This window comes from Gilvimarinus algae, assembly GCF_030518215.1.
Lineage (GTDB): Bacteria > Pseudomonadota > Gammaproteobacteria > Pseudomonadales > Cellvibrionaceae > Gilvimarinus > Gilvimarinus algae.
In genome coordinates this window covers 13,002-34,892 of sequence record NZ_JAULRT010000015.1, presented here as the reverse complement: position 1 = coordinate 34,892, position 21,891 = coordinate 13,002, and the positions used below count along the sequence as shown (strand labels likewise).

Below are 21,891 nucleotides of genomic sequence, written 5' to 3'. Positions count from 1 at the left end.
AAATGGCGAGTATTGATGACAGTCCCCTTGGCAAGTCCAGTGCTTACCCCTCGGAGTATGCGCCGCAGTTGCTTTACCCCATTGCCCGCTCTCAGTCTAGAGGGGCTTTGGTGTCTGAGGCGCAGACACTGCCGTTTTTTGGAGAAGATGTCTGGACCGGTTTTGAGTTGTCCTGGCTAAACACACGGGGGCTTCCGCAGGTGGCGATGCTGGAGTTTCGCCTGCCGTGCGAGAGCGACAATATTGTCGAGTCCAAGTCGATCAAGTTGTACTTAAATTCGTTTAATCAGTCCCGCTTTGCCAGCCTCGAAGAGGTTAAGGCGTGTATTGCCGGCGATTTGTCAGCGGCGGCGGGTGCCGAAGTAGAGGTCAAGGTTTATCCGTTGCACCAGCTTATGCCTTTGGCGGCGGACTTTTCCGGCGCGCCATTTAACGCGCGTTGTCTCGACCAGCAGGACATTGCGATCGACACCTATTCACCGGATGCCGCTTTGCTGACAACCCTGGGTACGCAGGCGGTAAGTGAAAGCTGGTACAGCGACCTACTCAAAAGCAATTGCCCGGTCACCGGTCAGCCGGACTGGGCCAGCGTCTGGATTTACTACTCGGGCAAACCCATAGACCCGGCGGGTTTGTTGCGTTATGTCGTGTCGTTCCGCGAGCATCAGGATTTTCACGAGCACTGCGTAGAGCGGATGTTTTGCGACATTATGCAGCGCTGCGAGCCCCAGGAACTGGAAGTCTATGCGCGTTATACCCGTCGCGGAGGCCTGGATATTAACCCCTATCGCTCGAGCTCAAAGGGCAGGGCACCGCAAGTGCGGCTCGTCAGACAATAATCTTGTCGCTGAGTTTTTCGGCGGCTTTTTTCAACGCCGCCAACACATGTTCCTTGTCGTAGTTGCGCACTTTTTCCAGATCCAGGTACATGGAGAAGCCCTCTGTACGATCTTCGAAGTAAGTTTGGTTCCGCCCCAGATCCTTGCGCAGACCAGCGACCTGATAGACCTTGACCGGGGCACTGAAGCCTTTCACCGTAATATCCCCTTTGTCGCGGCACAGCACGGAATCTTTCACCAGCGACCAGGTTTCGTGGGAAATTAAAATCTCGTCCGGATCGGCTGCCGACTCCAGGCGGCTTGCCAGATTGACGTGGGTCCCGAGCACAGTGTAATCCAGATGGCTCGAGGTTCCAAAGGTGCCCACGGTGCAGTAACCGGTGTTGATGCCCATGCGGATCTGCAGCGGCTTTTTGATACCCTGATTCCACCATTCCTGTTGCAGGGATTTCATGCGCTTTTTCATGGCAATAGCCATGTGGACGCAGCGCAGGCAGTCTTCTTTGACGCCCTTGCTTGAGCTATCGCCAAACAGAACCATGACGGCATCGCCCATAAACTTGTCGATGGTACCGCCGAAGTGGGCGACAATCTTGGTCATTTCGGTCAGGTATTGATTGAGCAGCTCGGTGAGCGCCTCGGCTTCCATTTCCTCTGACAGCTGACTGAAATCTTTAATGTCCGAGAAAAACACGGTGATTTTTTTGCGTTCGGCCTGCAGGGTTTCGTCCCGGCCCTGATTCACCGCTTGCCAGACCGCAGGGGCCAGATAGCGCGATAGCTTGTAGGCGCGTATCTTGTGCCATTTTTGCTCGTTGAGCAGCTTTTCGTTACTCAGCTTCAGCCGGTGGAAGCGTTGGTGCATGTAGAGTGCGTAGGCGAGAAAGTAGGTGATGATGCCAATCAGGCTAACGGCGCTGATTTCAAAGTTGCTGTTAAAGATTAGCTGTGGCTTGTGGATCAGCAGGCTGGCGCCGACGCCACACGCCAGCGCCGTGTTGTCTTCCAGCCAGCGCCTGAGGCCGCCGTTGAGCAGGGCGTTGAACTGAATCATCGCCAGAAACAAGATGCACGGCAGCAGAGAAAAGTTGATGAGGTTAAGCACCACCCCCACCAGGGCCGCGTCGGCGTAGGAGAGGTAGCGGTTGACCTTGGGCAGTTCCTCGCTGTTCTGGCGGCGCGTATAGGCGTAGGTGCCAGAGGCGTACAAAAGCATGAAGACGATGGCGACCAGATAGGTAACGTTGATGTCGCTCCAGTTCATCATGGCCGCCAGGGTGCCGCCTGTGGCAAAGCACATGAGCGCACGGAAATAGTACTGTTGTAAGGCGGAGTCGGGACTATTTGGCTGGTCGGCGGTCTTGCTCATTGTCATTGTTGTCCGATTGGCGGTATCTGCCTGCCTATAATGGTAGGAGCAGCGTTGAGAGCCCCAGGCGGGTTGCCGGGGGGCTCATCTTATACATTAACGGCTGGTGGCGTCTATGCAAGAGATTTTTCAAGAGCCTCTGGCCTATTGGCTACGCAGTTCCAGGTACTTTTCTTCCAGCTCGGCGTACTGAAACTCCAGTTCTGCGTATTTCTCGCGCAGCTGCGCCAGAGCGTTGCCGGCGGTAGGGTCAGCGGCAGACGCTGGGCCGCCGGTGGATTTGAGCGTTTGATTCTCTTTTTCCAGTGCGTCAAGGTGCTTGAGCAGGTCTTTGGTTTCGAGGGTAAACTGGTGCAGAGTGGCTCTCATCTGCTCCATTTCGTCGTCGTTTTGCGCGCTCTGCCCGGCTTTCATTTCATATTCATTGAGCTTGGCTACCGCGGTTTCCAGCTCGCTTTCCAGTAGCTGCACGCAGGTCTCGGACTCTTTGACGTAGCGCAGTTGTTGCTCTAGCTGGGTTTGCAGCCCCTGGATAACCTCTTCTTTCTGTTCCGCGCTCTCGGCATCCTGCAGTTGTTTTTGCAGCTTGTTGATGATTCGGTGCTGATCCGCGGCGACATTGCGCAGCTTAGTGAGCTCTTCGGCAGTGCGCGGGTCAGCCCGGGTAATGGTGATGGTTTTGTGTTCGGTTTGTGTGCTTGGGTCGGGCGCTTTGCGCTCGCTGGCACTGGCGATCTGTTGGTCAATATCGTCGTAAACCGCGTGGTACTTGGCGAGCAGTTCGTCAAACCTTTCCTGATCGTCCACCCCGGAGGAGAGCGCTGAAAGCTGGTTGTAGTACTCCTGAGCTTCGCCGCGGGCCTGCTCCCACTGGTCTTCCATCTCGAAGAACAGCTTTTTGAATTTCTCCAGGTTGGCCACCCGCTTTTGGGCGTTGGCCAGCTCCTGCTCAAGGTTCGCGCTGTCGTCTGAGGCCAGCAAAGGCGCCAGGCGCTCGGCCAGCGCTTGCCAGTGATCCTCTTGCCAGCCTCCGTTTTCGGTGGCTTCCAGCTCGGTTTTGAGCAGCGCATAGCGTGTGGCACTGATACGCGCTGGCTCATCCAGCTCGGCGCCTTCTGTCTGGTCGATGTCTACTTCAGGCGCGAGGGCCTGAAAGTGTTCCAGGGTGGCGGCCAGCTGCTCTGCAAGGTGAGTCTTGGGGTCGGAGACAGGGGCGGGTTGGGCCACCGGCGCAGGCGCGGCGGGCGCCATGGCTTTCTCCATCGCCTGTCGCAGTTGCTCTTGTTGACGAGCGAGTAGGGCCCGCAGTTTACGCACATAGAGCAGCGCCAGCAGGCACAGCACCAGCAGTGCCAGGAGAATTTCCAGGCCAACAATCACACCGATCAGCGGTAGATGCATGGCGGTGGCGGGTCCTCGGGTTGGTTATGTTATTGGGGCGCTGTTAGTGCTCATCGAATACGCCTACCGGAAGCCTGCTTGCCCTCAGTATCGGGGCGATCGCTTGATTCGAATCACCAAGGTTTTCGCCAGGCTTTCGTGGCGCTTTAAATGGTAAACTTTTCGGCGCAACACGCTTTATTCAATTAGCCTTAACAGGCTCTAGTTCCATTATGGTATAAGAGTGGTCGCTGTGCGAATTCTTGTGCCGCGTTAACCGCAAGAGATCAACCTATGGATGCCATTACCGCGCTGACCCAGCGAGCTTCGGTGGGCAAGCTCACCGATCCAGGGCCATCGGCCGAAGAATTTGAAACCTTAATCCGGGCGGCCGTTCGGGCCGCCGATCACGGACAGATCCGGCCCTGGCGCTTTCTCAAGGTGACCGGCCGCGGACTTGAGGCGCTCGGAGAGCTGTATTGCCGGGCGGCCCTAGCCGATAATGCCGGTTTGTCTGAGCCCTTTCAACAAAAGTACCGCAATATGCCTCTGCGAGCGCCCTGCGTTTTGGTGGTGATTGCCTCGGTGACCGCGCACCCAAAAGTCCCGGCACAGGAGCAAGTGATCTCCGCCGGGGCCTGCGCGCAAAATGTTGTCAATGCGGCCTTCGCTTTAGGCTTGGGAGCCATGTGGCGCACAGGTGAAATGGCCTACCACCCAGTGGTTGAGCAAGGGCTCGGGCTCGCTGCCGAGGAGCAAATCGTCGGCTACATCTACCTGGGGACTCCGGCGATGGCCGTACCTGGTCCTAAGAGGCTGGAGCTGGCCGATGTGTGCCAGAGTTGGCCCGGTGCGACGGGTCAAATCGACTGAGCGAGAAGCCGTTGCGTTTGCACGGCTATTTGTGTAGGATTGCGCCCTCGCAAATCGGGGCACCTAACTGCTTGTTTTTGGTTGCAATTACCTGAATTCGCGTCTCTGTGTACTGGCCGGATCAATACGCCTCGGTGCAGCGAACACAACAACGTTGGTGAGGTGGCCGAGTGGTCGAAGGCGCACGCCTGGAAAGTGTGTAACGGGCAACCGTTCGAGGGTTCAAATCCCTCCCTCACCGCCATATACGCAAAAGGCTCAGCCGCAAGGTTGAGCCTTTTGCGTTTCGGGTCAAACAAAGTGGACGGATTCCACTTGTTAAAAGCCTGGGGCTATTACTAAGATGCCCCGACATTAACCTATTGAGAACTATCGTTGGTGCGCGTGTTGTTGAGAGACTGGCCAATTCGGTTATTGGCTGTTCGATCCTCATAAAAAAACCAAATTTTCGTCTCTAAGCGCTTGACGACATTGGGTCTTATCTCTAGTATACGCGCCTCCTGACAACGCACTCGTAGCTCAGCTGGATAGAGTACTCGGCTACGAACCGAGCGGTCGGAGGTTCGAATCCTCCCGAGTGCGCCATATTAAAAAGCCTGCCCCGAAGGGGTGGGCTTTTTTTATGCCTGTACCATTGGGTCGGATTTCCGGCCTGCAAGCACAGCTTGCGGGCGTTTGGCTGGCGCGAAACGGTGTTTCGCTAAGGGCGCCAGCCGCACCCTCCCGAGTGCGCCATATTAAAAAGCCTGCCCCGAAGGGGTGGGCTTTTTTTATGCCTGTATTATTGGGTCTGATTTCCGGTCCGCAACTACAGATTGCAGTCGTTTGGCTGGCACGAAACGGTGTTTCGCGAGGAGCGCCGGCCTCACCCTCCAGAGTGCGTCAGTTTGAGAGCCTGCCCCGATGGACTTGTATACGGAGGAGGAAAGGCTATGCCGGCCTTTGATGTGCTCGCCGAGTCGGGCGCCTTGCCAGTAACCTCAATCGGATCGATAGACGCCGCAGTGCTTTTTAGCCGGAGGTAGTTTCGAGAAGTTCTAGCCCCAGCCGCCCCGAGGGAGCAATTTGGGGTATAATGAAGCCATTCCTCAAAATAATAAAAAGCTCACCCTTAACCGGTGGGCTTTTTGTGTTTTGGGGTCTGGCAAATGGTGTTGATGTATAGAGGTAGCCGTTTTGAACAAGGTGTTGTCGTACTTGTCCCTGCTGGTCATGAATTTCCGGGTGATTCGCCGCGGTAAGATGAGCGCCTTTATGGGTGTTGAAGGTCTCCGCGGCAATGGGTTCTGGGTATAGCCCAACTGCCTTGCCACCCCTTTAGTTGTTACGGCCCTGACATTCGTTAGGGCTTTTTGTGTTTTCCTGTGTTCCGCGGTTACTCTATAAGCCAGTATAGGGAGTTGCCGATGCGTTTTGTCTGTTGTTTTTTCATTGTTTTTTTTGGTTTTTCGGTCGCCACTGTCCAGGGGGCGATGGAGGGCTACGCCCGTGTGACCGCGGATGGGCGCGCGGCGGTCGCCACGGTACAACCGCGGGCGAGCGAGGCGGCCATGAAAGTGCTGGAGCAAGGCGGTAATGCCGTGGACGCGGCGGTGGCGGCCGCTTTGGCACTCGGGGTCGTGGATGGTCATAATTCGGGAATCGGCGGTGGCTGCTTTGCCATAGTACGCTGGGCCGATGGGCGCATTGAAGCGCTGGACGGCCGGGAGATGGCGCCAGCGGCAGCGCATCGGGACATGTTTATTGTCAATGGCAAGCCCGAACGCCAGCTCAGTCGCACCGGGGCGCTTGCCTCCGGCGTCCCCGGCTCGGTGGCGGTGTTTGACTATATGCTGGAAAAAGGCGGCAAGCTCACACGCGAGCAGGTGTTCGGGCCCGCCATTGAACTGGCGGAGCAGGGTTTTGCCATTGATCAGATCTATGCCGACCGCCTGGCCCGTCATCGCGATGTTTTGGCGGGATTTAGCGGCAGCGCCGATGTGCTACTCGATAAGCAGGGCCAGCCCTGGCCCGCTGGGCACAAACTGGTGCAAAGCGACTTGGCCGCTACCTACAAGGCCCTTGCGAGAGAGGGCGCCGAGTATTTCTACAGGGGCGAGTTTGCCGAAGCCGTGGAGCGCTGGATGCAGGCCAACGAAGGTCTGATTCGCAGCGAGGATTTCGCCAATTACCGCATGCGTGTGCGTGAGCCCGTGCGCTCGCGCTACCGGGGCTTTGAGGTGGTGGGGTTCGGCCCGCCGAGCTCGGGTGGAGTGCACGTGGCGCAAATTCTCAATATTCTCGAGGCTTTTGAACTGGATAAGCTTAGCGAAACCCAGCGCTATCACTTGACCGCTGAGGCGATGAAGCTTGCCTTTGCCGATCGCGCCTACTGGCTTGGGGATCCCGCTTTTGCCGAGGTGCCCAAGTCTCTCGTCAGTGAGCGCTACGCCAGATCGCTCGCCAAAAAAGTCTCTATGGATAAAGCGCTCGAGGATGTGGCGCACGGCACACCCAAAGACGCTGAAACGAATTTATTTGATAAACACACCACCCATATCGCAGCAGCGGACCGGGACGGCAATTGGGTGGCGATTACCACCACCGTGAATACAGATTTTGGCTCCAAGGTGGTGATTCCCGGCACCGGTGTGATCATGAACAATCAAATGGACGACTTTTCGGCCCAGCCGGGTGTGCCCAATATCTATGGGCTGGTTGGTACCGAGGCCAATGCCATTGCGCCCGGTAAGCGGCCGTTGAGCAGCATGAGCCCAACACTGCTGCTCAAAGACGGTAAGCCTGTCATGACTTTGGGTGCCGCCGGTGGCCCCACGATAATTACTCAGGTGGTGCAGGCGATCATCAATCATATTGATCTCGGCCTGCCTTTGTACGAGGCCCTGATTGAGCCGCGTATTCACCACCAGTGGCGACCTGACACCCTCTATCTGGAGCCCTCGGCCAGCGAGTCATTGCGCGAATCGCTCTTCGCGCTGGGGCATGAGATCAAACCTTTGGGCCCCTATGGCTCCACCCAGGCGATCGAGTGGCGGAACGGACGCTTTACCGCCGTGGCCGAACCGCGCCTTGAGCAGCGCAATAAGCATTAGTGGTCAATGCGGCTGAAAGTGACAGAAACAGCCGTCTGGACCACTAGGCCGCCTGTGCGAGCTGGTGTTGAAAGATCCGTTCTATGGCTTCGGGCTCGCGCTCGCGCTTGATGATCTCAAAGAAAGTCTCGGCTTGCGGGTACTGCAGGCGCAGGTACATTAACCACTGCTTGACTCGGTTGCCGGCGTATTTGTTGGGGTAGCTCGGTAGGCTGATAGAGTGGTAGCGGTAAAGCAGCTCGCAGACGGCCTGCCAGTGCATGGGTTGATATGTCTCACCCGCCATATGCGCCTTGATTTGCCTGGCCAGATCGGGGCAGGCGAGTAGTCCGCGCCCAAGCATAACGTCGGCGCAGCCCGACTGTCTGCGACAGTTAAGGTAGTCGCTCACTGACCATACCTCACCGTTGGCGATCACTGGCATGGTGACGGCAGCGGCGATCTCGCCAATGCAATCCCAGTAGGCCGGCGGTCGATAACCGTCGGCCTTTGAGCGTGCGTGCACCACCAGCGCATTGGCACCGGCGTCTTCGCAGGCGCGGGCGTTATCCATATAGTTGGAGCGATCCTCATAGCCGAGGCGGATTTTGGCGCTCACTGGAATCTCGGGTGCCACCGCCCGCCGCACGGCGCTGACGATGTCAAACAAGCGCCGGGGCTCACGCAGCAGGCAGGCCCCGCCATCGCTTTTATTTACCGTTTTGGCGGGGCAGCCAAAATTCAGGTCGATGGCGGTAGCGCCGGCGCGCACCGCACGCAGCGCGTTCTCCGCCAGTGGCTCGGCCTGACCGCCGAGCAGCTGCACTTTGACAGGCACACCCGCGGGGGTCAGGCACTGATTGTCCAGCTCGGGGCACAGGCGGCGAAACACCCGCCGGGGTAGCCTCTGATCCACCACCCGGACAAATTCGGTTACGCACTGGTCTATACCGCCCACTTGGGTGAGCAGATCGCGGACCAGGTAATCGACAACGCCCTCCATGGGGGCCAAGTGTATCTGCATAGTTCAGTGCGTGTTGGGTCAGGGGCCGCCATTTTACAGAAAATGGTGCCTCTGCGAAGCCGCAGAGCGATGTTAAATCTCGGTTAAATCAGGCAGATTGGGGTCGAAAATCGGTAAATTTGCTGCTAAAAGATTACTACTGGCTTTTGTGCTCTGGCGCACGTCTTGTAAGTTTCTGAAAGATAAGAGAAAATGCACGGCCGCTCGCGGCGGGCCTAGCGGGGCCGCCGACGAAGAGCCGAATTCAGCAGAAGGTAGTCGCTATGCAAGAAACATTGCTGCAACAAGGCATTGACCTCATGGTGTATGGGATGGGCACGGTCCTCGTGTTTCTGACCCTCTTGGTGATTGCCACTATGTGTATGTCGCGCCTGATGTTGCGCTACTTTCCCGATCCGGTTGTGATCGAACCTAAGAAGAAAGCCCGTGCCGCCTCCGGTGGTGCCGCTGTGGTGGAACCGCGCATTGAGCGAGTGATCGCAGAGGCCGTTCGCCAGCATCGCGCGCGCCGCTAGAATTCCAGACCGATAAGACAGATTAACTTGGGGTAGATAACGCCATGAGCGAGGTTAAAAAACCACTGGGTATTACCGACGTGGTTCTGCGCGATGCGCACCAGTCACTGTTTGCCACCCGCATGCGTCTCGATGACATGCTGCCGATTGCCGAAAAGCTCGACTCTGTGGGTTTTTGGTCACTGGAAACCTGGGGCGGCGCAACCTTTGACAGCTGTATTCGCTATCTCGGCGAGGATCCCTGGCACCGCATCCGTGAACTGAAAAAAGCCATGCCGAAAACCCGCATGCAGATGCTATTGCGCGGGCAGAACCTGCTCGGTTACCGCCACTACGGCGATGATGTGGTAGCAAAATTTGTCGAGCGTGCGGCCCACAACGGTGTCGATGTTTTCCGTGTTTTCGATGCCATGAACGATATGCGCAATATCGAGGCGGCGCTAAAAGCCGTTAAGGATCAGGGCAAGCACGCGCAGGGGACGATTTCCTATACCATCAGCCCGGTGCACACCCTCGAGGGCTGGGTCGATCAGGGCAAGCGTATTGAAGACATGGGCGCCGACTCCATTGCCATTAAAGATATGGCTGGCCTGCTCAAACCCTACGTCGGTTATGAGTTGGTCAAGCGCCTGAAAGAGAGCTGCTCCATTCCGATTCATATGCAAAGCCATGCCACTACCGGTCTGGCGCACGCCACCAACCTCAAGTGTGTGGAGGCGGGCATTGATAACGTCGATACCGCTATTTCCTCCATGTCCATGACCTACGGTCACAGCCCCACCGAAACGCTGGTGGCCTCGCTCGAAGGCACCGAGCGCGATACCGGACTGGACATTCACCTGCTCGAAGATATCGCTGCTTATTTCCGCGAAGTGAGAAAGAAGTACGCAAAATTCGAAGGCGCCCTCAAAGGCGTGGATTCGCGTATTCTGGTGGCCCAGGTGCCCGGCGGCATGCTCACCAACATGGAAAACCAGCTGCGCGAGCAGAACGCGACCGATCGCCTTGACGAGGTGCTGGCGGAAATCCCCAAGGTCCGCGAAGACCTCGGCTATATCCCCTTGGTGACGCCGACGTCCCAGATCGTGGGCTCTCAGGCAGTGCTCAACGTGCTGACCGGCGAGCGCTATAAAACCATTACCCGAGAAACCGAAGGTGTACTCAAAGGTGAGTATGGTTCGGCGCCCGCGCCCGTCAATGCCGAGCTGCAAAAGCGCGTACTCGGTGATGGCGAGCCCATTACCTGCCGACCTGCCGACCTCATCGAGCCGGAGTTGGACAAGCTCACCAGCGAACTGCTCGCAGAAGCGAAAGAAAAAGGTATTGCCCTGACCGATGGCGAAGGCCAGATTGACGATGTGTTGACCTACGCGCTCTTTCCGCAAGTGGGACTTAAATTTCTGCAAAACCGCGGCAACGCCGACGCCTTTGAGCCCGTGCCCACTGGCCGCGAGGGCGGTGCGCCCACCACCGACGGTGGCGATGAGATCTACACCGTTGAAGTGGAAGGTCAAAAATACACCGTGACCGTATCCAACGGCGGGGATATCACCGGTCTGGCGCCTAAGGGTGGCAGTGCGCCTGCTTCGGGTGGCGGTTCATCAGGCAGTGGCGAGCCGGTTCCGGCACCTCTGGGAGGCACCATTGTGCGCCTGGCGGTTCAGGCCGGTGATCAAGTGGAAGAGGGCGATACCCTGCTGATTTTGGAAGCCATGAAGATGGAGTCCGAGGTGAGCGCACCGCGCGCCGGCACCATCGCCTCCATTAACGTCAAGGCCGGCGATGCGGTCGCCGCTGGCGATAACCTGCTCAGCATTGCCTGATTTGACCGGAGTCATTTGAGAGAAAATTATGCAGAATTTCCTACGTCTCTGGCACGACTCCGGCATCTATCACCTGGACATGGGCCAGGGCTTTATGATGCTGATTGGTCTGGTGCTGCTGTTTCTGGCCATTCGCAAAGGCTTTGAGCCGCTGCTGCTGGTTCCCATTGGTTTTGGCTGTATTCTCGCCAACATTCCCGGCGCCGGATTGTCGATGTCCGCGGTGGAAAACGCTCTTTATTCCGGCTATCCGGAGGTTATCGGACCTATTGCGCAGCTGTTGGGAGAGCAGGCTGATGCCGGTATCAAGGCGATTACCGAGGCCTACAAACTCGCGCCGGCGGGCGTCCAGGCCGATGCCTACCGCCTGGCAACGGATCTCGGCTACAGCAACGGTATGCTCTACAGTTTTTACACCGTAGCCATTGGCAGCGGTGTGGCGCCGCTGGTGATTTTTATGGGCGTCGGCGCCATGACCGATTTTGGTCCGCTGCTGGCCAACCCCAAAACCCTGTTTCTCGGCGCCGCCGCTCAGTTTGGCATTTTTGCCACAGTCATGGGCGCCGTTGGCTTGTCGGTGACCGGGGTGATCGATTTCTCCATCGCCGACGCCGCCGCCATTGGCATTATCGGTGGTGCCGATGGCCCGACAGCGATCTATGTGGCCAGCATTCTGGCCCCTGAACTGCTCGGTGCTATTGCCGTCGCGGCCTACTCTTATATGGCCCTAGTGCCGATGATTCAGCCGCCGATTATGCGCCTGCTGACCACCACCGATGAGCGCAAGATTCGCATGGAGCAAATGCGTGTCGTATCGCGCCGCGAAAAAATCGTCTTTCCCTTGATTCTGCTGATTCTGGTGGCGCTGATTCTGCCGAGCGCTGCGCCGCTGCTGGGCATGTTCTGCTTTGGCAACTTGATGCGCGAGTGCGGCGTTGTCGAGCGCCTGAGCGATACTGCTCAGAACGCACTGATCAACATCACCACGATTTTTCTGGGTCTGTCGGTGGGCTCCAAACTGGCGGCGGACAAATTCCTCGACCCAAAGACACTGGGAATTCTGGTGTTGGGCATCCTGGCCTTTGCCATCGGCACGGCCATGGGGGTGCTGACCGCCAAATTTATGAATCTGTTCACCCAGAACAAAATCAACCCCCTGATTGGCTCGGCCGGTGTATCCGCCGTACCCATGGCTGCTCGTGTGTCCAACAAACTGGGTTTGGAAGCCAATCCGCAAAACTACTTGCTGATGCATGCCATGGGCCCCAACGTAGCCGGTGTGATTGGCTCGGCGATTGCGGCGGGCGTGATGATCTCTATCGTATCTTCGCTGACCTGATTCACAGGTTGGTCTTCAATGGTTGGCGCCACAATTGTGGCGCCTTTGCGTGAGGCGCACCGTGTCGCAGCCTGAAACCAGTTTTACCTCTATTGATTACCGGCCCCTGTTGCAGCGTCTGGAGCGTAAGGGCATCGTCGAGCCGACTCGGGTTCAGGCTGAGGCCATCGACACTATTTTGGATGGTGCGGATGCCATCGTCTCCGCGCCCACCGGCTCGGGAAAAACCCTCGCCTTTTTATTGCCGATCTTGCAGTCTCTGCTGGAGTCACCGCGCCGCCGCGCCTTGCGCGCTCTGGTACTTACACCTACGCGCGAGCTGGCGAGGCAAATTGTCGGCGAGGCGCGGGAGCTGTGCGATCGCGACTCGGTCAATGTGATCGCGCTGACCGGCGGTGACCACAAGCAGACACAGATGGAGCACCTTACCGGCGCTGAGTTTCTGGTGGCGACTCCGGGAAGGCTCGCCGAGTATGTCGCAGGCGGGCTAGTGGATGTCTCCGAGGTCGAGTTCCTGGTGGTGGATGAAGCCGACCGTACACTTGATATGGGCTTTGCCGATCAGGTGACCCAGATAGCGCTAAGCTGCCCCACGCAGCGTCAAACGCTGCTGTTTTCCGCTACCCTGGCTGGCAGCGATGTTCAGGGGTTTGTCGAGGCACTCACCGACCCGGATAAACGCCAGACCATTCACGTTGAGGGCGAGCCCGAGCACCGGTCGCAGGAAAAAATCCTGGTGGACGATCCGGCCCATGCGGCGCGCTTGCTGCCTGAGCTGCTCGCCGGAAGGAACTTTGAGCGAGCCATAGTCTTTGCCAATAAGCGCGACAGGGCAGAGGCTTTGCACAAGGCGTTGGTGGCGGCTGGGCTGGATGCGCTCGTTTTGCACGGTGATGTGGAGGCGAAGGCGCGCAAGCAGGTGCACCAGCGTTTTGCCAAAGGCCAGACAAAAATTCTCGTGGCTACCGACCTTGCGGCGCGCGGTCTGGATGTGGCCGGCGTCGACTTGGTGGTGAACGCTGAGCTGCCCTACAGCGTGCCCGGCTTTATTCATCGCGCCGGGCGCACCGGGCGCATGGGTAGGGCGGGTGCTGTGGTATCGCTGGTGTCCGCCCAGAGCTGGAACCGTATGGCTTCTATCGAGCGCTACCTCGGCGGCAGTGCTGCAGTAGTGGCTGTTCCGGGCTGCGAGGCCAGCTATAAAGGCCCCAAGAAAACTAAATCGTCTGGTAAAGCCGTTGTCGCCAAGAAGAACCGCAGTAAAGCCGATAAGAAAAAAAGCGATAAAGACACGGATAAACCCAAGACCAAGCAGCGCCTTAGAGACCGGAAAAACATTGGCAAACGGCGCAAACCAGCAGCCAAGGAGTAGACCGTGCTGGAGTGGTTTCGTCGCTGGCGCGAAGAGCGCATTATCAAACGTCACCCGATCGACGAGCGCGATTGGCAGCAGGTGCTACAGCAGTTACCGCTATTGCAAGGACTGAATAATCAGGAATTGGCGCGCTTGCGCCGTCTCGCTGTACTGTTTATGCACGAGAAGGACTTTATCGGTATTCAGGGCCAGGTGCTCACCGGTAATATGGCGTTGTTGATTGCACTGCAAGCCTGTCTGCCGATTCTCAACTTGGGTCTTGAGTGGTACCGCGGCTGGCGCTCGGTGATTGTTTACCCGGCGGCTTTCAAGGCGGCGCGCACGGAAGTAGATCAGTACGGCATTGCCCACGAAGTCGAGCACAGTTTGGCGGGCGAGGCCTGGAGCCACGGCGGCGTTATTCTCGCTTGGAACGACACTGCTCGCGCTGGCATTATCGATGGGCACAATCTGGTGATCCATGAGTTTGTGCACAAGCTGGATATGCTCAATGGCGCCGCTGACGGTTTTCCCCCGCTCAGGCCGGGTATGTCGGCCTCGGATTGGACGCATGCGTTTAACGCCGCCTACGATGATTTTTGCGCGCGGCTGGCAAGGGGTGAGCCGCTCCCTTTGGATGATTACGCCGCGACCAACCCCGCCGAGTTTATCGCTGTAACCAGCGAAGTGTTTTTCGAACTGCCCGCCGTTCTCAAAGAACACTATCCAGATGTCTACCGTCACTACGTCGATTTCTATCAGCAGGATCCGCTCGAGCGTCTAAAAAGCGCCTTTATTTAGGGCATGTGACGAAATTGAGAAGAGTTTGTGACAGTTTCTGGTGCGCCTCCCTGCACGCCTCAAAAAAGTCGATAAATCCGTTGACCGACCCCATAAGTTGGGCATAGTATGAATTTCGAGGGCATATGTTGTGTTTTTGACTGTCTCACAGCCGAGTGCCCGGGTCATCATGCATCCAACTACAGGAGTGATTTTTCTTCGCGTAATCTGGTAGGGCTCGTCGCGGGCCAGAGTGCTGAAACAGATGGCTAAGCACGCGATGCGCCAGTGTAAACTTTGAACCGAAAGGGACAATACCCATGGCGAAAAGATCTCACGCACGACGCAATACCCACCAATTTGAAATGGACGAGGACGGCGGCTTCAAGGCCAACAAGGCTCGCGGCAGAGCCGGCCGAAAGCAGCGAAGGGACGAGGGCAACATCGTCGAGATGAAATCCCGCTCCCAGCAACTCGAAACCGCTTACAGTCCACAACGCGCCTCTCAACCTCTCCACGCCAGAACCTCCGCCCAGCAAGCCTACATTGACGCCATTAAAAGCCACTGCCTGACGTTTGGTATCGGTCCTGCCGGTACCGGTAAGAGTTATTGTGCTGGCGCCCTGGCGGCCGAGGCTCTGGAGTCCGGGCGTATCGAGCGCATCATCCTGACCCGTCCGGCGGTCGAGGCCGGCGAGCAGCTGGGCTTTCTGCCCGGTGCTCTGGATGAGAAGTTCTCGGTGTATATCGATGCCTTCCGCGACATCCTCAACGAGCGGTTGGGTGCGGGTACCGTGGACTATTGTTTGCGCCACGGCCGTATTGTGGCAGCGCCTCTGGCCTTTATGCGTGGCAAGACGTTCAACAACCGGACCTTCGTGGTGCTCGACGAGGCGCAAAACACCTCTATTGCGCAGATGAAGATGTTCCTGACGCGCATTGGTGAGGACTGCAAAGTCGTTATCAACGGCGATATTGAGCAGAGCGATATCCGCGGCCCCAATGGGCTTGCCGATGCCATTGCCAAGCTCGGGGATCTCAGTTCGGTGTACGTACATCGTTTTGCGCGGGAGGACATTGTTCGCAGTGGTCTTGTGCGTGACATCATCGATCGGTATGAGTTGAGCTAAAAGTGACCCTCCGGCGGCGCAGACCCGCGCTGCGCTGCCACTCTTGCAATAATGTGACAGGCCTCACATAAATGGTTATATAAAACCGTTTACTTTACAGCCAGTTTTTATAAGCATTTCGTAGGTTTTCATTGAATCTTATTCCCTGAATGCAGTAGTATTTGCCAAATTGTTGATTTGAGTGTCAATCCCGGTTCGAATGTGAGAATTTGGCTCCGCATTCTGGCGCATAAAAACTTTTGTGCGTTGGGGTGGGACTTGTGGCGCCCAAGCCCCCGTTTTCGGCGGCCGGCGCATGGAGTAGGCTAAAATTCGTCGCATCGACTTTGACGCCTTTGGTTGAGGGACCATAGATGCCACATGCCTTTCCGTTTTCACGACACGCCGCAGTCAACGTGCTCGCCGCCCTATGCCTGCTGGGCGCAAGCGGTGTTCAGGCTGAGACCGAGACCAGCCGCGATGCGGTGACCAAAGCGCTTGAAACCAACCCCGATGTGCGCGCTGCGCTGCACACCTTCGATGCTGCCGGGCATGAGGTAGGCACCGCGAGGGGCGACTATTTTCCGTCTGTTGACCTGAGCGCAGGCACTGGAGAGATGACCCGCGATTACGATGACCGGGGCAGCTACACTACCAACCGCGCGGAAATCTCTGTCACTCAGCTGCTGTTCGACGGTTTTCGTACCATTGGCGAAGTTTCCCGCCTGGACAGGGCTCGCCAGGTTCGTTATCTGGAGTTTCTGGAAACCGTCAACGGTATTGCGCTTGAGTCCTTTGAAACGGCGGAAAATCTGGTGCGCTACCGCACGCTACTGGATTTGGCCCGGGTAAACTATCAGGAGCATCTGGACGTGCAGGTGCAAATCCAGGAGCGCGTCGATCAGGGGGTTGGCCGCCGTGCCGACCTGGATCAGGTACAGGCGCGAGTTGCGCTCGCCGAGTCCAACTTGATTACCGAGGCCTCCAATCTGCACGATGTGACGGCTAAATACTTGCGTGTCGTCGGTGAGTTGCCGGCCGAAGTGCTGGTGCCCGATGATCTGACCGATCAGGCTTTGCCGGAGTCGGTCAAGGCCGCACTGTTCGCTGCTTATCAGGGTAACCCCGGTTTTCACGCCGCCATCAAAAACATCGCCGCCGCACAGGCGGCTGTGCGCACTGAACGTGCCAATTACTACCCACGCCTTGAGCTGCGTGCCCGCTACGGCACCGAGCAGAACCTGGGAGTGTTTGATGACCGCTACGATCCCGATGATTTTGGCCAGGAAGGCGCCGTGGAATTGGCGCTCACCTACAACCTGTTTAATGGTGGCAGCGACCGAGCCGCAGTAAAGCGCTCGCTGGCCGAAGTGGATACCGCGATTGATCAGCGTGATCAGGCGTGTACCAATCTGCGTCAAAACACCCAAATCGCCTACAACAACACCCAGCAACTGGCAGAGCAACTGGTGTCCCTTAAAGCGCACCGCGATGCCAGTAACCGCGTGCGCCTCGCCTACAATGAGCAATTCCAGATTGGACAGCGCTCGTTGCTGGATTTGTTGGACGCGGAAAACGAGTATTTTCAATCGAGCCGCGCCCTGGTCAATGGCGAGCACGATTTAAACATTGCCTACGCCCGCGTCTTTGAGTCCACCGGCGATTTGCTGAACGTACTGGGCATTGTCGGCGAAAAAATGCCGCTGGCCAGTGAGCTCAATGATGACTTGGCGCGCATCAGTGTGGAGCCGTCGGCGGCTTGTCCGGCATTGGCGCCGGGGCCGGCCTATACGGCGAACCTAATCACGGATATCATCAGCATTGAAATGGGTGATTTGTTTGCCGGCAACAGCAGTGTGTTGAATGCCGATGGCAAGGCGCGGTTGGACGCTTTTCTGGCCGGCTTTGCGGGCGAGGGCCGCGTGGCTGACGCCACAGTCACTCCGAGTCTTGCCGCCGGCAGCTCGATGGTGAATCAAAACCTGGCGTCAGCTCGGGCCAAAGCGGTACGCGATTACTTGGTCATAAATGGCGTGGAGTCTGCCAAGGTTAAATCAGCTTCAGCGGATGAGGCGGCCGAGGTGCGCACGGCAACAGATCTGATAGAAATCACCGTGCATTATTTGGGTGATTAGACAAACCTGCTATCGGCGGGACGACAAACGATAGTAGGTAAGAAAGGCCAGTGAGGAAGTCCGCTGTATGATTGACACGCCTAACGAAGCTGCCAAAGCTTCGTTGCGGGGCGGCCCTTTGATGGCCTGCCTGCTTGCATTGACCAAGGCCCATGGTATCAGTACATCGGCGTCTGCTTTGCAGGCAGGCTTACCTTTACAGCATGAACAATTAACCCCTTCCTTGTTTTCCCGCGCGGCCGAGCGCGTGGGCTTTGTCACCCAACAGGCCGTTCGGCCTTTGGAACAGATTAATCTAGCCTTGCTGCCTGCGGTCTTGCTGCTTGAAGACAATCAGGCCTGCGTCTTGCTCGAGCTCGATAAAAGCAGTTCTAAAGCACGGGTCATTTACCCTGAATTGAGCGAAACACCCGTTGAGGTCGGTCTGCAGCAATTGGCCGATGCCTACACCGGGCGGGTTATCTACAGTCGCCCAAAGCTGAAATTCTCGGGCCGCAATGCGGATATTCACAAGTCGCCCAAGGGGCACTGGTTTTGGGAAGTCATCAAGGCGCACCGCGGCTTGTATCGGGACGTGCTGTTTGCCGCTCTACTGATCAACGGCTTTGCTTTGGCCATGCCGCTGTTTGTCATGAACGTCTACGACCGGGTGGTCCCCAACTTTGCGCTCGAAACCCTCTGGGTACTGGCCGCCGGTGTGACAATCGTATTGTGCGCCGATCTCGTACTAAAAATGGTCAGGGCCTGGTTTGTGGATCTTGCGGCGAGTCGCATCGATATCACCCTTTCGGCGAACATCATGGCGCGCGTGCTCGGCATGAAGATGACCGAAAAGCCCGCGTCCGTGGGCTCCTTTGCCGCTGGCTTGCAGGCCTTCGAGTCCGTGAGAAGCTTTATTGGCTCGAGCACGATTATCGCGTTTGTCGATTTACCCTTTGTGCTGCTCTTCACTGTGGTGATTGGTTTGTTGACCTCCTGGTGGCTGGTCATTCCCATTGTCATCGGTGTTTTGTTGTGTCTGCTCTACGCCGCCGCCGTACAGGCAAAAATGCATGAGCTGTCGCTCTCGAGTATGGAGGCCAGCGCCTACCGCAACGCCGTTCTGGTGGAGAGCCTAAGCGGTCTGGAGTCCCTCAAGACCCTAGGCGCCGAGGGTAAAATGCAAGGGCTGTGGGAAAAAGCCACGGTCTACTTATCACGGACCACCACCAAAACCCGGCTGCTCTCAGGCTCGGTAACCTCCGGGGCACTGTGGATACAGCAGTTGGTGGCGGTATCGATCATTATCGTCGGTGTCTACCTGATTACCGAGGGCGGCCTGACCCAGGGCGGCCTGATTGCGGCCTATATGTTGTCCTCACGTATCATGGCGCCGGTGGGCCAGAGTGCTGCCTTGATGATGCAGTATCACCAGGCGGTAACGGCGCTCGACAGTGTCGACATGGTGATGAATAAACCCGTCGAGCGACCCACGGATGCCGAGTGGATCAGCGTGCCTCATATCGCCGGGCGTATCGAATTTAACCATGTGTCTTTTCACTACGCGGAAGGCGACCGGGATGTCCTGCGGGATGTGTCCTTTGTGATTGAACCCGGTGAAAAAGTGGCCATACTCGGGCGCAACGGCTCGGGGAAAACCACCATCGAGAAAATGGTGGCTGGGCTCTATGCGCCTAGCTCGGGCAGCGTGCTGATCGACAATATTGACATCAGCCAGCTCGATCCGGCGCAATTGCGTCATCATATTGGGTATGTGCCGCAAGACGTTAACCTGTTTCTCGGCAGCTTGCGCGATAACATCACCATGGCCGACCCCGCGGTCAGCGATGCCCGGCTGATGAAGGTTATTGAACTGTGTGGCCTCACGGAATTTATTAATGCTCATCCCCAGGGGCTCGCCATGCCGGTGGGTGAGCGCGGCAGTTTGCTCTCCGGTGGTCAGCGCCAAAGTGTCGCTGTAGCGCGCGCCCTGATTGCCAACCCCTCGGTGTTGCTGCTCGATGAGCCCACTGGTGCTATGGATCACACCAGTGAAGAGGCGTTAAAGCGTAAAATCGCCACCTATGCCGAGGGCAAGACCATGTTGGTGGTGACTCACCGCACCTCTCTGTTGGCCTTGGTGGATCGGATTATCGTCCTCGATGCCGGTAAAGTGGTTGCCGATGGTGCGAAAGACAAAGTTGTCGAAGCGCTTAAGCAGGGCCGTATCGGGAGGGCCAGCTAGTGGACGCGACCTCTGAGCAAAAGCGTTTTCAGGCCACGGGTCGGGCCATCGACCGCATGGGCCAGCCGCTGGGGCGGGTAGTGGATAAAATGTGGGCGCGCTGGATGTCGCCAAGCAGCGAGCACGCGAAAGACTGGGTGGATGACGCCGACTGGGCGCGTATCCAGCAAGCGCCTCTGCGTGCACGGGGGCTGCTCTACGGCATGTTGCTGATTGTGATTGTGCTGTTTATCTGGGCGGCTTTCGCGAAAATTGACGAAGTCGCCCGTGGGCAGGGTAAGGTGATCCCCTCCAGTCAGACACAGATTGTTCAGTCTTTTGACGGCGGTGTGGTGCAGGAGATACTTGTCAGAGAGGGGCAGGTAGTGGACAAAGGCGAGTTGTTGATGCGCATTGACCCCACTCGGTTTATTTCCTCGTTTCGTGAGAACCGTGTGCAGTTTTTATCCTTGCGCGCGCGCGCTGCGCGGCTGGAAGCACTGGTGGGGGGCGAGCCTCTGGCGATTCCCGAAACCGTTGTTGCAGAGGAGCCATTACTGGCGGCCAACGAAAAGACGCTTTACCAGTCCAATCTGCAAGAGCTTGAGCAGCAGCTGTCACAGGCCCGCTCGCAGCTGACCCAGCGACGTGAAGAGTTGAACGAAATTGAAGCGCGTCTGGTGCAGGCGACCCGGGCGTTTGAGTTGTCTTCGCAAGAGCTGAAAGTGACCCGGCCACTGCTTGGCAGTGGAGCGATATCCGAAGTGGAAATTCTGCGTCTTGAGCGCGATTTGTCCAACGCTGAGGGCGAGATGAAACAGGCCCGCGCGCAACGTGAGCGAATTGTCGCATCGATTGCCGAAGCTCAGGATAAACTGCAAGAAGTGGAGCTGGCTGCAAAAAATGAGTGGCGCAGCGAACTGTCAGAAACACTGGCAAAGTTGTCCGGTCTTTCAGAGTCGAGTCTGGGGCTTGCTGATCGGGTGAAATACGCGGACATACGCGCGCCTGTGCGCGGCACTGTACAGCGACTTTTTATCAACACCGAAGGCGGTGTGGTACAACCGGGCAGTGAAGTGATCGAGATGATCCCGCTCGATGATCAGTTGTTGATAGAGGCAAAAATTCCGCCCAAGGACATTGCGTTCTTGCGGCCGGGACAGAAGGCCATGGTGAAATTTACCGCGTATGACTTTACGGTTTATGGCGGGTTAGACGGTGAGCTTGAACACATCAGTGCCGATACCATTACCGATGAAGACGATCAGACTTACTATCTTGTGAGGGTGCGCACAAAGGAGTCTGGGTTTGATCAGGCGCTGCCGATTATTCCTGGCATGACGACCCAGGTAGACATTATTACCGGGAAGAAAACGGTTTTGGCGTATTTGCTCAAGCCCATTCTTCGTGCCAAACAAAACGCTTTGACCGAACGCTGATGCACTCCTTATTTTTGACAACTGCCAAGATAAACTCTGAGCGCTGGCTGGCGGCCTTTCCCGAGGCGCGCGTGTGTGTAGATGCCGCGCCGGGCGAAGTTGAGGTGAATCGCGAGACGCTGGTGTGGCTTGTGCTGGACGATGCCTGGCATGAGCATCTAGTGCAAGTGAGTAATGCCGGCGCCAAGGTCGTTGTGTTGACCCTCAATGAGTCCGCTGAAGAGGCGCGGCGTATGATAGCGCTCGGCGCCGTCGGTTATCTGCACGCGCTCAGCGCCCCCGAGCAATTGCGCCAGGTGCGTAATGCCATCGAGTACGATGGGCTGTGGCTGGGTAGGGAGCTGATGCGTGAACTTCTCACCCGCCCCTCCAGCGTCAGCACAGCGGTGGACGTGGATGCCTTAAGCGCGCGGGAGAGATCCGTTGCCGAAGCGGTTGCCGCTGGCAACAGCAATAAGGAAGTCGCCCGTTTACTCGGTATCACCGAGCGCACTGTTAAGGCGCATTTGAGCGCGTGCTTTGAAAAATTGGGTGTGCGCGATCGCACCCAGCTGGCTGTTTTGTTGCATCCGGCGACACAATCGCAAGCCTGACTCGCCAGCCCTGCCAATTGCGATTACTATTCAATGATGTAGTCT

Annotated in this window: 16 protein-coding genes and 2 tRNA genes; 15 read left to right on the top strand and 3 right to left on the bottom strand. The window is 57.2% G+C overall.

Annotated elements, in window-relative coordinates:
• Positions 1 to 2 precede the first annotated feature (2 nt).
• Positions 3 to 839, top strand: coding sequence for an NADPH-dependent 7-cyano-7-deazaguanine reductase QueF (gene queF, locus QWI16_RS00155; protein WP_302710693.1), 837 nt, complete (start codon positions 3 to 5; stop codon positions 837 to 839).
• Here queF and QWI16_RS00150 read toward each other — a convergent pair.
• Together QWI16_RS00150 and QWI16_RS00145 are read right to left on the bottom strand one after the other, a co-directional pair.
• On the bottom strand, positions 829 to 2,214 hold the full coding sequence (locus tag QWI16_RS00150; protein ID WP_302710692.1) for an adenylate/guanylate cyclase domain-containing protein: 1,386 nt from the start codon (positions 2,212 to 2,214) through the stop codon (positions 829 to 831). The two genes, queF and QWI16_RS00150, sit on opposite strands and share 11 nt — an antisense overlap.
• A 138-nt stretch (positions 2,215 to 2,352) precedes the next feature.
• Positions 2,353 to 3,609, bottom strand: coding sequence for a coiled-coil domain-containing protein (locus QWI16_RS00145; RefSeq protein ID WP_302710691.1), 1,257 nt, complete (start codon positions 3,607 to 3,609; stop codon positions 2,353 to 2,355).
• A 273-nt stretch (positions 3,610 to 3,882) separates the two neighbouring features.
• Here QWI16_RS00145 and QWI16_RS00140 point away from each other — a divergent pair, with 273 nt between their 5' ends.
• From QWI16_RS00140 to ggt, 4 genes are all read left to right on the top strand, one after another.
• Positions 3,883 to 4,461, top strand: a complete 579-nt coding sequence (locus QWI16_RS00140; protein ID WP_302710690.1) for a nitroreductase family protein — start codon at positions 3,883 to 3,885, stop codon at positions 4,459 to 4,461.
• A 156-nt stretch (positions 4,462 to 4,617) separates the two neighbouring features.
• Positions 4,618 to 4,705 (top strand) — tRNA-Ser (locus tag QWI16_RS00135).
• A gap of 264 nt (positions 4,706 to 4,969) precedes the next feature.
• Positions 4,970 to 5,046 (top strand) — tRNA-Arg (locus QWI16_RS00130).
• A gap of 821 nt (positions 5,047 to 5,867) precedes the next feature.
• Positions 5,868 to 7,553, top strand: a complete 1,686-nt coding sequence (ggt, locus tag QWI16_RS00125; protein WP_302710689.1) for a gamma-glutamyltransferase — start codon at positions 5,868 to 5,870, stop codon at positions 7,551 to 7,553.
• Positions 7,554 to 7,596: 43 nt separating this feature from the next.
• On the opposite strand, the gene QWI16_RS00120 is transcribed toward ggt, so the two are convergent.
• Positions 7,597 to 8,556, bottom strand: coding sequence for a tRNA dihydrouridine synthase (locus tag QWI16_RS00120; protein WP_302710688.1), 960 nt, complete (start codon positions 8,554 to 8,556; stop codon positions 7,597 to 7,599).
• Between the two features lie 263 nt (positions 8,557 to 8,819).
• On the opposite strand from QWI16_RS00120, the gene QWI16_RS00115 reads away from it, so the two are divergent.
• The 10 genes from QWI16_RS00115 (at position 8,820) to QWI16_RS00070 (ending at position 21,846) form a co-directional block, all read left to right on the top strand.
• Positions 8,820 to 9,071: an OadG family protein gene (locus QWI16_RS00115; RefSeq protein WP_302710687.1), complete on the top strand. Its 252-nt coding sequence runs from the start codon at positions 8,820 to 8,822 to the stop codon at positions 9,069 to 9,071.
• Between the two features lie 44 nt (positions 9,072 to 9,115).
• Positions 9,116 to 10,894, top strand: a complete 1,779-nt coding sequence (gene oadA / locus QWI16_RS00110) for a sodium-extruding oxaloacetate decarboxylase subunit alpha (RefSeq protein ID WP_302710686.1) — start codon at positions 9,116 to 9,118, stop codon at positions 10,892 to 10,894.
• Positions 10,895 to 10,922: 28 nt separating this feature from the next.
• On the top strand, positions 10,923 to 12,233 hold the full coding sequence (locus tag QWI16_RS00105) for a sodium ion-translocating decarboxylase subunit beta (protein WP_302710685.1): 1,311 nt from the start codon (positions 10,923 to 10,925) through the stop codon (positions 12,231 to 12,233).
• Between the two features lie 61 nt (positions 12,234 to 12,294).
• Positions 12,295 to 13,605: a DEAD/DEAH box helicase gene (locus QWI16_RS00100; RefSeq protein ID WP_302710684.1), complete on the top strand. Its 1,311-nt coding sequence runs from the start codon at positions 12,295 to 12,297 to the stop codon at positions 13,603 to 13,605.
• Between the two features lie 3 nt (positions 13,606 to 13,608).
• Positions 13,609 to 14,388: a M90 family metallopeptidase gene (locus QWI16_RS00095; RefSeq protein ID WP_302710683.1), complete on the top strand. Its 780-nt coding sequence runs from the start codon at positions 13,609 to 13,611 to the stop codon at positions 14,386 to 14,388.
• A 299-nt stretch (positions 14,389 to 14,687) separates the two neighbouring features.
• The gene (locus QWI16_RS00090) at positions 14,688 to 15,497 is read left to right on the top strand and encodes a PhoH family protein (protein ID WP_302710682.1); all 810 of its coding nucleotides are present in this window, start codon (positions 14,688 to 14,690) and stop codon (positions 15,495 to 15,497) included.
• A 353-nt stretch (positions 15,498 to 15,850) separates the two neighbouring features.
• Positions 15,851 to 17,611: a TolC family outer membrane protein gene (locus tag QWI16_RS00085; RefSeq protein WP_302710681.1), complete on the top strand. Its 1,761-nt coding sequence runs from the start codon at positions 15,851 to 15,853 to the stop codon at positions 17,609 to 17,611.
• Positions 17,612 to 17,678: 67 nt separating this feature from the next.
• On the top strand, positions 17,679 to 19,835 hold the full coding sequence (locus QWI16_RS00080; protein WP_302710680.1) for a type I secretion system permease/ATPase: 2,157 nt from the start codon (positions 17,679 to 17,681) through the stop codon (positions 19,833 to 19,835).
• A complete protein-coding gene (locus QWI16_RS00075; RefSeq protein WP_302710679.1) occupies positions 19,835 to 21,253 on the top strand; it encodes an HlyD family type I secretion periplasmic adaptor subunit in 1,419 nt (472 codons plus the stop codon). The genes QWI16_RS00080 and QWI16_RS00075 overlap by 1 nt, the downstream gene beginning before the upstream one ends.
• Complete coding sequence (locus QWI16_RS00070) at positions 21,253 to 21,846, top strand: response regulator transcription factor (RefSeq protein WP_302710678.1); 594 nt, start codon at positions 21,253 to 21,255, stop codon at positions 21,844 to 21,846. The genes QWI16_RS00075 and QWI16_RS00070 overlap by 1 nt, the downstream gene beginning before the upstream one ends.
• The last annotated feature ends 45 nt before the right edge of the window (positions 21,847 to 21,891 follow it).